The organism is Sporomusa sp. 246TCP1 (assembly GCF_057319775.1).
In genome coordinates this window covers 4,903,896-4,916,724 of the sequence record NZ_CM170492.1, presented here as the reverse complement: position 1 = coordinate 4,916,724, position 12,829 = coordinate 4,903,896, and the positions used below count along the sequence as shown (strand labels likewise).

General features: G+C 46.5%; 18 protein-coding genes. All 18 read left to right on the top strand.

Annotated elements, in window-relative coordinates; all coding sequences use genetic code 11:
- Nucleotides 1–14: 14 nt before the first annotated feature.
- A complete protein-coding gene (locus AC1ECB_RS23285) occupies nt 15–263 on the top strand; it encodes a helix-turn-helix transcriptional regulator (RefSeq protein WP_485666026.1) in 249 nt (82 codons plus the stop codon).
- Between the two features lie 31 nt (nt 264–294).
- Entirely contained in the window at nt 295–606 is a 312-nt protein-coding gene (locus tag AC1ECB_RS23280) for an excisionase family DNA-binding protein (protein WP_485666025.1), read from the top strand.
- A 73-nt stretch (nt 607–679) separates the two neighbouring features.
- On the top strand, nt 680–817 hold the full coding sequence (locus tag AC1ECB_RS23275; RefSeq protein WP_485666024.1) for a hypothetical protein: 138 nt from the start codon (nt 680–682) through the stop codon (nt 815–817).
- Nucleotides 818–923: 106 nt separating this feature from the next.
- Nucleotides 924–1,313, top strand: a complete 390-nt coding sequence (locus AC1ECB_RS23270) for a helix-turn-helix domain-containing protein (RefSeq protein WP_485666023.1) — start codon at nt 924–926, stop codon at nt 1,311–1,313.
- The gene (locus AC1ECB_RS23265; protein ID WP_485666022.1) at nt 1,313–1,672 is read left to right on the top strand and encodes a hypothetical protein; all 360 of its coding nucleotides are present in this window, start codon (nt 1,313–1,315) and stop codon (nt 1,670–1,672) included. Before AC1ECB_RS23270 ends, AC1ECB_RS23265 begins: the two co-directional genes overlap by 1 nt.
- A gap of 145 nt (nt 1,673–1,817) precedes the next feature.
- Complete coding sequence (locus AC1ECB_RS23260) at nt 1,818–2,036, top strand: hypothetical protein (RefSeq protein ID WP_485666021.1); 219 nt, start codon at nt 1,818–1,820, stop codon at nt 2,034–2,036.
- Nucleotides 2,011–2,982, top strand: a complete 972-nt coding sequence (locus tag AC1ECB_RS23255) for a RecT family recombinase (RefSeq protein WP_485666020.1) — start codon at nt 2,011–2,013, stop codon at nt 2,980–2,982. The genes AC1ECB_RS23260 and AC1ECB_RS23255 overlap by 26 nt, the downstream gene beginning before the upstream one ends.
- Nucleotides 2,982–5,144, top strand: coding sequence for an ATP-binding protein (locus AC1ECB_RS23250; protein WP_485666019.1), 2,163 nt, complete (start codon nt 2,982–2,984; stop codon nt 5,142–5,144). Before AC1ECB_RS23255 ends, AC1ECB_RS23250 begins: the two co-directional genes overlap by 1 nt.
- On the top strand, nt 5,137–5,328 hold the full coding sequence (locus tag AC1ECB_RS23245; protein ID WP_485666018.1) for a hypothetical protein: 192 nt from the start codon (nt 5,137–5,139) through the stop codon (nt 5,326–5,328). Before AC1ECB_RS23250 ends, AC1ECB_RS23245 begins: the two co-directional genes overlap by 8 nt.
- Nucleotides 5,321–7,162 carry an ATP-dependent helicase gene (locus tag AC1ECB_RS23240; protein ID WP_485666017.1) on the top strand — a complete coding sequence of 614 codons (1,842 nt, stop codon included), beginning with the start codon at nt 5,321–5,323 and terminating at the stop codon, nt 7,160–7,162. The genes AC1ECB_RS23245 and AC1ECB_RS23240 overlap by 8 nt, the downstream gene beginning before the upstream one ends.
- A 326-nt stretch (nt 7,163–7,488) precedes the next feature.
- Nucleotides 7,489–7,731, top strand: coding sequence for a hypothetical protein (locus AC1ECB_RS23235; protein WP_485666016.1), 243 nt, complete (start codon nt 7,489–7,491; stop codon nt 7,729–7,731).
- A gap of 5 nt (nt 7,732–7,736) precedes the next feature.
- Entirely contained in the window at nt 7,737–8,270 is a 534-nt protein-coding gene (locus tag AC1ECB_RS23230; protein ID WP_485666015.1) for a putative metallopeptidase, read from the top strand.
- A gap of 2 nt (nt 8,271–8,272) precedes the next feature.
- Nucleotides 8,273–9,283 carry a DUF5131 family protein gene (locus AC1ECB_RS23225; RefSeq protein ID WP_485666014.1) on the top strand — a complete coding sequence of 337 codons (1,011 nt, stop codon included), beginning with the start codon at nt 8,273–8,275 and terminating at the stop codon, nt 9,281–9,283.
- 47 nt (nt 9,284–9,330) lie between these two features.
- Complete coding sequence (locus AC1ECB_RS23220; RefSeq protein ID WP_485666013.1) at nt 9,331–10,272, top strand: Lin1244/Lin1753 domain-containing protein; 942 nt, start codon at nt 9,331–9,333, stop codon at nt 10,270–10,272.
- Complete coding sequence (locus tag AC1ECB_RS23215) at nt 10,269–11,159, top strand: DNA cytosine methyltransferase (protein ID WP_485666012.1); 891 nt, start codon at nt 10,269–10,271, stop codon at nt 11,157–11,159. Before AC1ECB_RS23220 ends, AC1ECB_RS23215 begins: the two co-directional genes overlap by 4 nt.
- 15 nt (nt 11,160–11,174) lie before the next feature.
- Nucleotides 11,175–11,489 (top strand): PDDEXK family nuclease, encoded by a 315-nt coding sequence (locus AC1ECB_RS23210; protein ID WP_485666011.1) that lies wholly within the window; start codon nt 11,175–11,177, stop codon nt 11,487–11,489.
- Between the two features lie 4 nt (nt 11,490–11,493).
- Entirely contained in the window at nt 11,494–11,886 is a 393-nt protein-coding gene (locus tag AC1ECB_RS23205) for a single-stranded DNA-binding protein (protein ID WP_485666010.1), read from the top strand.
- Between the two features lie 12 nt (nt 11,887–11,898).
- A complete protein-coding gene (locus tag AC1ECB_RS23200) occupies nt 11,899–12,807 on the top strand; it encodes a radical SAM protein (RefSeq protein WP_485666009.1) in 909 nt (302 codons plus the stop codon).
- Nucleotides 12,808–12,829 lie beyond the last annotated feature (22 nt).

Here is a 12,829-nt window from a genome sequence, read left to right as displayed (position 1 = left end):
AGGAGGTGTTAGACTTGAATATTTTAAATGTAATTTTAAAGGAGTATAAGCTCAAACCCGTACAGTTGGCAAAGAAAATTGGTATTTCAAAGGGGTATTGCAGCATGCTCCTCTCGGGTGATAGGCCAATTTCAACTCCAATTGCAATAAAACTTAAAGACGAATTCAAAGTGCCATTAGAAGTATCTCTCGCCCATTTGGTTCACGAGAATGAAACTATTAGTAATCAGCAAGCCGCTACGCTGGAGCGGGCGGGATATTAAATTATCAAAGAACATAGAAAGGAGTGTAGCTATGTATACAGTCATGGAAACTGTATCGGAATTTGCAATTCGTACTAACCTACCAGAGCGACTTGTGCGCACGATGATAAAACAAGGTCAAATACCTTTTATCAAAACTGCTGGCAATAGCCATGTAAGAATTCATGTGGAAGCTGCCCTGGAAGCACTTAGGCAATATTCTCAGCAAACTGCTGAAGAAATTGCGGCCACATTACCGGTGCCGATACGAATTATAAAACCACCAACAAAATCGGTAACTCCTGAACGGAAATACCGAGGCCGTCCACCTGATTCAGTGAGATTAGCTAAATCCGCAAAATAACTGTTGTACGCCATGTTATGGCTACAGACTAATTTAGCTGATGTTATTACTGAGCTAGAGAAAGGAGCGGGTAGTGAAAGCAACGATAGAACGCCGCCAGCAGGTTCATAACCTTCGTTGGCGCGGGGAGTTAGATACCAAGCAGCAAGAGTGGAGCCCAAAGCAACAATGGATTTTGATTATCCTATTTATCATTGCACTGGCTATATAAAAAAAGTTGCCCTACCGGGAGTAACGGCAGGGCGCGGGGTGGGGTAACAGATACAAGGAGATTCCCGATTTCAATGTCATTGTACCTTGAAAGGGGGTGAGAGAGTATGCCAGCTTTGACAGAAATTAAGCCATTGGTGTCCGAAAGAGGGGTGTATAAGGGATTGAGAATCTTTAAAGGTTGGAGCAGAGACATAGCAGCAATGCACACAGCTATGAGTCCTAAGACAATCGAGAGGATTGAAAAAGGCAAAGACCCAACAAAAGACCAGGTGCTTATGATGGACCGGGCTTATGGCTGTGGTGGTCAGTTAGTTGATTATTGGTTAGGCCGCTTAAAACTTAGCTCTGCTAATGTAAGGAAGGTTACGGACGTAAACCATAAACTTAATTTAGTGCCAGGAACAAATAATGGTAAGTGCTTTAATCCTTGGTTTCCAATTAACTTAATTCTTGGTTCCTATTTTATCTATGAATTTTTGAAAGGAGTTTGGTGATGGAACAGTACACGCCTAATGATTGGCCGACACAAATAAAAAAATCCGACTCCATTGAGAAGACGGATAAGAAATGTTTTCAATTCGATTATACCACAAACTCAAATCTATTTGCAAAGTATAAAGAACGGCTGCAGCAGGTAACCATCGGTGAAGTTGAAGCTCAGAGATTTAGGTGGCACACGTTTTCGATTGAAGCCTGCGAGGAAGCATTAAAGAATTATCTCGACTTAGAGAAACAGCCTCAGCATCGGTACCGAGCTCGTGGATGGATACTTGTAATATTACGCGAGCTAATTGCTAGGAGAATGTATGCTATGCCAAGTGGCGGCAATTTTGACGGAGGTAGTGTGGCATGAGTAACGTCAAAATGGTAACCAACTGCCCTTCCTGTCAGACACCTGGTAAACCAGTGCACGATAGCAAGAGGATTCGTACTTATGATTGCCCTAAGTGTGGTAATAAATGGAGCACTCTAATAATTGAGGAGAAGAGGCGTGTGTAATGAGTCTTGATCGATTTGCTTACGGTTTGCCGGATCCGCAGCGCGCCATGATCATCGGCTGTTGCGATGCTTGTGGTGGCGAGATTTACGAAGGTAATGAGTTTATCACCCTTAAGGATGGCCGCATGATTCATGATAATTTTGACTGCCGGTATGATGCCGGGATAAGAGAATATGAGGAGGATGATGATTATGGCAATGCCAGAAAGACAGCTTAGTGAGGTACGGGCGCAGGTAACAGCTGCGCCCGGGTTAACCCCGGCGCAAATCGAATTGGTGAAAAGAACGGTAGCCAAAGGGGCTACCGATGATGAATTGCAGATGTTTTTGCATTTGGCCAATAAATATAATCTTGACCCCTTTGCCAAGGAGATTTGGTTTATCAAGCGGGTTAAGAAGATTAAGACTGGCAAAGACAGTCATGGTAATGACAAGTGGGACTATCCGCGGCTGGCCAACGGCGAAATTGATTATAGCGATGCCGATGCACCTACTATGATGACCAGTCGTGATGGGTACCTAAAGATAGCTCAAAGCAATGCTGAATACGAAGGCCTGATTAGCTTCCCTGTCCGTGAGGGTGATGCTTTCGAAATTGATGCCATTAACTATGCGGTATCACATAAGTTTGGAGCCAAACGCGGTAAGATTATTGGCGCGTGGGCCAAATGTGATCGGACTGGGTATAAGCCTCAAATCACTTTTGTTGATTTTGAAGAGTACTATGATGAAAAGTCAAATACCTGGAAAAAGTACCCTTCGGCCATGATTCAAAAGGTAGCCGAGACCTTTGTCTTAAAACGGCAGTTCTCCGTGAGTGGTCTAGTTTCGCAAGAGGAAATGAACTCTGCCTTTAGTGTAGAAAATACGGCAGCTATAGAACACCAGGAAGTGCCGAAATTGCAGGAACTGCCCCAGCAAGTGGGGGATTACATTGTCGCTATAAAAGGCCATCCAACTAAACTATCGGAAATGACGACTGAGCAGCTGAATTGGTTGGCCAGTAAGGCGCAAAACGAAACGGCGAAAGCTATGGCACAGGCTTATCTGGATGAACTGGCCTATAATGCGCAAAAGACAGTTGATGTTAGTCCAGACCCAGAACCAGAGTCAGCGCAACTGGCTGCAGCCCCTGCTGAACCTGAGGGGGGGGACTTGTTCTAATGCCACTGACAGCTATTGAACTGAAAAATTTCAAAGGACAAACTACCGTCCAGGATCTAACTGGCATGGATATCTTTGTAGGACGTAATGGAGCTGGGAAAACAACCCGGCTCCAAGCCTTAGGGCTTGCTATTCTGGGCTATGTACCGGGGAATAAAAGGACCAGCACAGATACTTTCAAGCTGGCTACCGGTGATGCCATGAGCGTAGGACTTAAAACAGACCAGTTTCAGTTGACCAGGGCATTCAATAAAAATGAAAAGCGCAATGTCCGGGATGGATCAGTGTCGGTAACTATCAAAGAAAATATCCTGGTGTCGCCTGGTGCTGCGGAACGAACGGACACCGAAAAGAATCTGCGGATTCAATCAGAAATCGGCCACTTCCCGGTAATGATGGACTTTGGCGAATTCCTTAGTTTGTCGGATACCAAGCGCCGGGACTTCATATACAGCCTGGGCGGCATTGATTCTTCGACTTGGACGCGGGAGCGGATATATGACTATCTGGCTGAGAAATTACTGACAGCCGAGCTGCAGGCCAACAATGCTGAGCAGTATGACTATATGCTGGATATTATCAATAAGGCTATTGTCGAGTTTCCTGCGGATTATGGCGTTCAGGAAGGGCTGCAGGCTATGCTTAGCTGGATCGATACCGAAAAGAAACTGTGGGATCGCAAGCAGAAAGACGCTCAGGGAGCGGTTCGGCAGATCAGTGACATGAAGAATGACATGGCCGAAACTGACCGGAATATTGCCACTCTGAAGCAGGAACTGGAAACGCTGCAGAATCGATTGATTGGTGTTGAAAAAAGCATAAGTGCGGACGAAGAAAAGAAAAAAGCAGCGGAAAAGCGGACAGCCCGTATGATTGAATTGCAGAAAGCCGTTTTGGAACTTGAGACTAAGCCAGGTAAGGTCGATACCTCAGTTATCGATCGGCAAATCCGTGAGCATCAGCTGCAGCTGGCAGAGCCGCCGGCCATCGATGCCGAACTACAGCAATTCAAAACACGCCAGACTGATATCCGGAAGGAACGCAAAGGTCTGGCCGATGAGCAGCAGAAAGTGGCCAATCAAATAGCTACTGTTCAGGCTACCGTGACAGCGTTGGAAGAAGCCCTTAAAATCACCGGTGAGATTTCCGGTAGGTGCGTAATTAATCCTAAACTTATCAAGTGCGATAAGGATTTTTCCGGATTCGGTGAATATGTAGACCGGAAAAAGAATGAGGCGGCTACTAGTGTAGCTGAGCTTATGGAACAAGAGGAAACCCTGAAACGCTCTATTGCCAAGCTGGATGCCGAGGAAACGGATATTACAAACCAGCAGTCCGGCCTTCTCAAGCAAGTGCAAGAAGTAAACGCCCGAAACACCAGTATCAATAAAACGATTAACACCCTATCTGAACAGCGAAATAATCTTCTGGCCGAAGTCACCGACCGGGAAAATAAAATCAAGTTGTACCGGGAAGAGTTGGACCGTATTTTGAATGAGCCTGTGGAGGCAATCACCTTTGTTGTCTCGTTGGATACGCAGGCCATTGATATCCGCAACCGAATCGGCGTCAACAAAAAGGTTATTGAGGAAAAAGAGAAGGCCAAGCAGACCATTCTGCTCATGCAGCAGTCCATGATGGATAACCGCAAGGCCGAATACCAAAGCAGCTGCCTAAAGTTAATTGCGGAAGCCCTGGGACCTAAGGGTGTACAGGGTGAAATCGTGAAAGAGTGCTTGGAACCTATCCGGAAAAATATCCAAAGTAACCTGGCGCTGATGGGTTTTGCGCATGAACCGTTTTTCCAAACGGAAAGCGATACTGGTAAGGAGATCTTCCAGTTTGGCTGGATTAATGAGAAAGGTCACTATGTCAATTTTGATGCCCTCAGCACCGGTCAACAGACCGTCTTCCTGGCCGCCATGATGGTGACTATCATCGACCGGGCGCAGCCGAAACTCAGGCTGCTAGCCATGGATAATTTAAACCACCTGGATCGGCGCAATTTCCAACTGCTCATTGACGGGTTGACCAAGGTTAAGGACAAGCTGGATAACATCATTCTGGCCGGCGCTATAGAGTTTGACTTTGCAGCCGATGGCTGGCGAGTATGGAATCTGAGTCAGCAAGTGGAAGTGTTGGAGGTGAAGCAAAGTGCCTAAGAAGATTGGGAGTTTTTATGATTCAAGAAATGCGCTTTGGGTAGATTGCGCCGAGTGCGAACGCGGCGGCAACGGGGCCGATGAGGATAAATGTTCTGCTGGCTGGAGACATAAAAGAATCGGTAAGGGCGGCTGCTTTTGCGGTACTTTGGTCAAATGGGTGGAGGTGAAGAAGAATGCCTAACCTTTTGGAAGGTCTTAATGAAAATCAACTGAGGGCGGTTACATCAACCGCCCCGGTAATCCTCTGTTTAGCTGGCGCAGGTAGTGGCAAAACAACCGTCTTGACCCGGCGTGTGGCCAACCTTCACCTTAATCATGGCATTAGTGCTGATAACATGCTGTGCCTCACATTCACCCGCCTGGCTGGCAAAGAAATGAAAGAGCGGGTCATGCAGCTGATCGGCGAGGAAGAGGGCGCAAAACTATTTTGCAATACCTTCCATGCCTTTGCTGTAAGTGTCTTGAAAAAATGGGGCCACAAACTAGGGATTGACGAAAATTTCACCATCTACGGGGATGAGGACCGGCAGGAAATCATGGAGAAAATTATCCGGGAACTTGGTAATCGGACAACCATCAAGAAAGTATTAGACCGCCATGAGCAATGCGGAGATTATCGTGTGGAAGATGCTTATTATCCTGAAGAATCACGGGTGCTTAAAGAATACGGGTACCGGTGCAAACAAAACAATGCGGTGGATCTTAACCGGCTGATTGATCTAGTCATTCGCCTGTGGGAACTGCATCCTGAAGTACTGGCCGAGTACCGGCAAACCTACACCCATGTATTTGTTGATGAGTACCAGGATACCAACGAGGAGCAGGCCGTAATGATTGACATGCTGCAGGCGCCCAACCTCTTTGTCGTAGGCGACGACTTTCAGGCCATATACGGTTGGCGGGGAGCGGAGGTACGATTCATCCTGGAGTTTGCCGACAATAATCCTCAGTGCGAAGTGGTCAAGCTCGAGGACAATTACCGGTCTACAGAATCTATCATTACTGCAGCCAACAGCCTGATTCGTAACAACGTCCACCAGACTGAAAAGAAGTTAATTGCCCATAAAAAAGGACCCGACGTGTATGTATCATCCAGTTTATGTGATGCTAACCAGGAAGCTAGGTTTATATCCCGAGTGGTAGACAAGCTTAATCACGAAGACAGTATATCGTTTAAGAGTATTGCCATACTGGCCCGGACTAATAGTCAGATTGATAATATCCAGCGAATCCTGGAGCAGGCGCAGATACCTTGCTTACGAGTAGGCGGTCGGGAAGATCCGTTTAACTCGCCGGCTGTGCGGCCACTGCTCCAATGGATGTATTTCCTGTATAACAGACGGGATAACACTGCTCTAAAGAAATGCCTTAAACAGTTTGATATTAAGCCGCTGCAGTTTAGCGAACTAGAGTTTAAAGCATTGTATGAGGAAATTCCCTTATGGGATGCAATGCAAACCGTGAAAGATGATCATGAGCATTCTGCTTTCCCATTTATTACGGCAGTGGAGGCCGTAGAGCGGCAAACAGAGGCGGCGGAGGTAAACCTACCAACGGAGTGTTTTGATATTCTGGTTGAGCTGCTGAACGTAAATCAGTACTATAATTCAGCTACTATACAGGCTGCCAGATATTCCATTGCGCGGTGGGAAGAATCCAAGCAGGAACTGAGTGAGGATTCTTCCATACAGGCTTTCCTGAAATTTCTGCGGTACCGTGACATACAGGAAAAATTGGTACAAGAGCAGGATGCCGTAAAGCTTATGACGGTGCACGCCAGTAAAGGATTGGAGTTTGACACGGTGATTGTGGCTGGGTTGAATCATGGTGTATTTCCATCCAAGCGCGGTGACATCGAGGAGGAGCGGCGGCTGTTCTATGTAGCGGTTACCCGGGCGAAGAATCGGCTGATACTGACATGGCCGGAACGGGCACCTGATTGGCGGGGAGATTTGCGGCCGATGCCGCCGAGTCAGTTTTTGGATGAGTTGGGGATTTGGGAGATGGGTAAATAGACGGAGGGAGAAAATGCGTATCAAGTGTAAAGGGTATTGGACGAAGAGCACCCCGATCAATCCCCCCGAGTTTGACTGCGGATATGAAAATTCAGGGGGATTTGGATGCGAGGATTGCATAATTAACGGCGGCAATATGTCCCCATTGAGCGGAAAAGTATTCCGAGGAAATCGCGCACCCTACGAAGCAGACTGCCAGAAACGGTGCGAAGAACATTTTTTTGATACCGACATACTCGACGAAATATAAGCTGCTGGGCAGACTTCGTCTTAATGCCTAGTCTGCCCGGAATTATACCTACTATGCGTGATGGGGTGAGTAGAATTTGAATAGAACGGATAGAAAGGGCATACGGGCATGGAGGATATGCTATAACCACAGATGTAATGATTGGAATGATGAGCCAGAAAAAATTGTCGTACCATATACAATTTTACGCGAGAGTAAAAACGGCAATGCCTACCTTGTGGAGCGAAACGGATGGCATGGCAAGCGGCACCAGAAGTATCTCCCCAAGAAGGAGTTTTATTTTTCAAAGGAAGATGCAGAAAATGCTTTGAAGAGGTGAGGAGAATGCCCGAAGAAAGCAGATTAGTAGTCATTGACGAATGGTCCGGCAAGTACATGATTAACGAAGTATACCGTGACCCAGCTAAGAAGCTGGTTAAATCGTTTCAGGATCTGCAGTATGTGCCGGTGGAAGCAATTCTGTTTGTCGATAACATCGATGGCAATGGCAAGAACAAGGATAAGGTCAAGTTTGCTGAGATCCGGAAGATACCGGAGAAGTGGCAGGATTTGATTAAGCAAATGACCGGTCGAACCTTCTGTTATATGCTTGAGTTTTACAAGAAGAACATGGAGGATATGACCTGGAGCCAGGTGCTTATGGTGCTGTACCGGGAGCTTAGGAAGATCGGCCCTGATGGTGAGTTTAGGGCTTATGCCATAGAGGAATGGCCGGAGATATTTTATTCTGTTGGCTATGACTGGTACGGGAAAAACCGGCTTATTACGAATATTCTCGAGGCTGGCGGCGAGTGGGAGAATATGCGGCAGCCGCGATTGTTTGAGCCGGTGGAGAGCACGATAAGGCGGGTGAAATAGAGATGGGAAAAAGCAAGATTGAGTGGACAGACCGGGTGTGGAACCCGGTCACCGGCTGCAGCAAGATTAGCCCTGGGTGTGATAATTGCTATGCGGAGCGAATGAGCAAGCGATTCGGCGAGAAGTGGGGCCTGCCAGTGGATGATCCATTTAAAGTGATGTTACACCCGGAACGGTTGGAGCAGCCGCTAAAATGGAAAAAGGCATGTAAGATTTTTGTTTGTTCTATGTCCGATTTGTTCCATGATGATGTTCCGGATGATTTTATAATGCAGGTCTTTAGCACAATGTCACATGCTCAGTGGTTTTATGGTCATAGGTTTATGGTGCTAACTAAGCGACCTGATCGGATGAGGAGAATTATTGAAATCATCAAAGCTGATATCGAAGAACAAGCAATTCCGGTTCGTAACGATAACGGCACAACTACACGCAGACTGCATTTTGCCTTTCCTTTGAATAATATCTGGATTGGCGTAACAGCCGAGAACCAGGAGCAGGCAGACAAGCGAATCCCGATATTGTTACAGATACCGGCTGCGGTGCGGTTTGTGAGTGTGGAGCCGATGATAGGGGCGGTAGATTTAACTGATCTTAGTAATGGAATTAATGCCCTTGCTACTATAAAAGTTGACCCGGGACCATACGGACTGGGCGTCGAGCAAACAATAAAACCAGCTATTGACTGGGTAATCTGCGGTGGAGAGAGCGGTCAGGGAGCGCGGCCAATACATCCTGATTGGGCAAGAAGTCTGAGAGATCAATGTAAATTTGCAGGAGTGCCATTCTTTTTTAAGCAGTGGGGCGAGTGGTGGCCAATACACGGAACGGGCCAATCTTTTGCAAATGAAACAGAAGAGCCTCAAGCAAACTTTAAATGGGTCACATACAATGGTGAGCTTTATGAATCGGGCTGTAAGCCTGATGCGCTAATGATTAAAACCGGCAAAAAGAAAGTCGGTCGCTTGCTTGATGGTCGCGAGTGGAAGCAGTATCCGGGGGTGGGCGTATGACAGCGCCTATTCCTTTAAAGCACTCTGAGTGCCAGGGGTGATACCAGGTGGCTAGGCCAACTAAAGATACTGTAGATTATTTCCCGCATTCTTGTAATCATGGGAAAACCATGTTTATCATTGAACAACATTATGGCAACGATGGATATGCTTTCTGGTTTAAACTCTTGGAATTATTAGGAAAATCAGAAGGCCATTACATTAACTGCAATAATGTTGATGAATGGGAGTTTCTACAGGCAACAACCAGGTTTCTAGAGGTAAAATGCCGGGAGATATTAAATAAGCTTGCACTACTAGGTGCTATAGATAAGAAATTATGGGATGAACGGCAGGTTATCTGGTCAGATAACTTTATCAAGAACATTGCCGATGCCTATAAAAATAGGAAGCGACCAGTGCCGTTAAAACCATTTCAACCCGTAGAAACTCCTACTAATAATAATTCTGATGTAGTTTCTACGGGTAAAACCCCGGTTTCTACTACTGATAATCCACAAAAGAAAAGAGAAGAAAAGAAAATAAATAATAATAAACCAATCGCGTGCGCGCGCGAGGCAGACGGTTTGGATGGTCAAACTGTGGATAACTTATACCCTTCGGGTTGCGAGGGGAATGCTGCCGAGGAAACAGCAGTGACATTGGCCGGTGGTGGTCAATCGTTAGAATTATTCGCAGAGTTTGAACGGTTTTGGCAGGCTTATCCGCGTAAAAACGGTAAACCCCGGGCAGTGGAGGCTTGGAAAATCGTGTTGGCCGAAGGATACAGGGCGATTGATCTGATAGTTGCAGCTGGTAAATACTCTGTTAAGGTCCGGGTCGAAGGTACTGCTGAGCAGTATATAAAAATGCCGCATACGTTTCTGACTGAGCACATTTTTGTCAAGTACCTGCCGCCATGTCCGAAGTGTGGAGGCAGTGGCTTTGTTGGCAATAAGGACGGCGAAGTAGAGATGTGCGAGTGCAAGAAAACGGGTAAAACAGCATGAGGCGATTACGGTTATTATCCCTTTTCAGCGGAATAGGTGGCATTGACCTGGCTGCTCAGTGGGCAGGCATGGAGACTGTTGCTTTCTGTGAGATAGACCCGTTCTGTCAGCGTGTATTGCGTAAGCATTGGCCGGGGGTGCCAATTTTTCCGGATATAAGACTACTCACGAAAGAGGTGTTAGAACGTGCAGGAATTAGCGGAATTGACATTGTGGCCGGCGGATATCCTTGTCAGCCATTTAGTACAGCCGGGAAGCGAAAAGGCAAGGATGATGACCGTCACCTCTGGCCGGAAATGTTCCGCGTTATATCCGAATTACGGCCCGCTTGGGTTGTTGGTGAGAATGTTGCTGGGCACATCACACTGGGGCTCGACGATGTGCTATCTGACTTGGAGCACATTGGTTACGCCGCGCAACCGTTTATTATACCGGCTGCGAGTGTTGGTGCGCCGCATAGAAGAGATAGAGTGTTCACTGTGGGTTGGAACTCCCACGACACGGAGGTCACCAGATTTAGCGGCAGCAGTAAAGATGTGGCCTACTCCAAGAGCAAACGACGCGATAAAGCGAGGGAATATAGCGAACGATCCGCGAAATGGATTGTCTGCAGCGGTGAAGTATTATCCAACACCAACGAGCTCGGATGCAAGAAGTTGGAGTTACAACACTGGTCAACAAAGTGGGAAGTGCCTAGAAGCTTTAGCCAGGACGGGGCAGCTAACGGACAATACTGGTCAGTTGAACCCAGTGTGGGTAGAGTGGCTAATGGGGTTCCCGGAAGGGTGGACAGACTTAGAGCACTCGGAAACGCCGTAGTGCCACAGCAGATATATCCTATTTTAGCCGCAATCATTGAAATCGAAAGAATGTCTGCTTGCAGTTGATGGGAGGAGAACACAATGGATAACTTTTTACGCATACAAAAACAGCCTGAACCGTCAGAGACTGAAATTCTACGCGGTATCAGGCAATACTTGCAGATACATGGCTGGTATGTGATTCGACATCACCAAGGATTAGGCTGCCACAAAGGCCTGTCTGATCTGACCGCCATTCGTAACGGGGTTACCGTGTACATTGAGGTCAAGAAGCCTAAGGGCTATCAATCCAGTGTACAGAAGAAATTTCAGACTGATGTGGAAGCTCATGGTGCCAGGTACATATTGGCCAAAGGCATTGAGGATATTAAATGCCTTTGTGAGAGGGTCGGGTGATGACGTGAATAAAGTAATTCTCGTTGGACGCCTGGCTGCTGATCCGGAAGTGAGGTATACCCAAAGCGGCAAAGCGGTAGCTTCGTTTAATCTGGCAGTCAACCGATTCGGTGGTCAGAACAATGCTGATTTTATCCCTGTTGTAGCCTGGGAGAAGTTAGCGGAGTCAGCCGGGAACAACATTGGCAAAGGCAGTAAGGTTCTTGTTGATGGTCGGCTGCAGATTCGGAGCTATGAGGCGAATGATGGTAGTAAGCGAAGAGTTGCCGAGGTAGTGGCACAGAGTATTGAATTTTTGGATAGGAAGCAGTCTGGTAGTAATAATGCTGGTGATGGCGGCTTGACTGTTGACTCGTTCGGCAAAGATGTGTTTCCGGATGAGGAGATCCCATTCTAGGGGGTGTTGGTATTGCGAATCGGATTAATACAGATTGACGGTAAGCTGCCGAATCTGGCACTTATGAAGCTGTCGGCGTGGCATAAAGCACAAGGACACGAAACGGAAATCCTCACTCCATCTGATGTGCTAAGAGGACAGTCGCTATTTAGTTCTAGGGATAAGTTGTATGGAGCGACGGTTTTCCGAGAATCAAGAGACATTTCCGAGCGATTGGCAGAAATCGGGGTAGAGGTTGGCGGTACCGGATGGAACCTTGAAAAAAGATTACCTGATGAAATAGAAAATATGAAGCCTGATTATGAATTGTATGGAATAAATTATGGATTTGGCTTTAATTCCAGGGGGTGTATCCGACAATGTTCATTTTGCGTAGTGCCGATTAAAGAAGGCAAAATTCGCCATGTGGCCATGCCGAGCGAAATAGCGAATCCAAAAAGCAAAGTGATTACATTATTAGACAATAACTTCCTTGCCGATACACTATGGCGTGAAAAGTGCCTGGAAATTATAGACCACGACTATAAAGTTGATTTTTGTCAAGGGTTAGATATTCGGATATTAACGCCGGAGCAGGCAGATTATCTCCGCAAAATTAGATTGCAAGACAGTATCAGGTTTGCCTTTGATGATATTAAGCTAGCTCCAATTATCAGAGAAAAGTCCAAAATGCTAATAGAGTATGGGTTTAAGGATTTTCGCAAAAAAATGCTGTACATACTTGTGAATTATAATTCTACTCTTGAACAGGACTTAGAAAGAATCGGGATAGCTGAAACCTGCGACTTTAATCCTTTTGTGATGGTTTACGATAAAGCGCATGCGCCGCAGGTCATTAAAGATTTGGCCGTTTGGTGTAACCGGCCATGGTTGCGTAAAAGTTGCACATTTAAAGAATATAAGCCACGGAAGGCAAGTTAAGGGGTGATACAATGCGTAAACA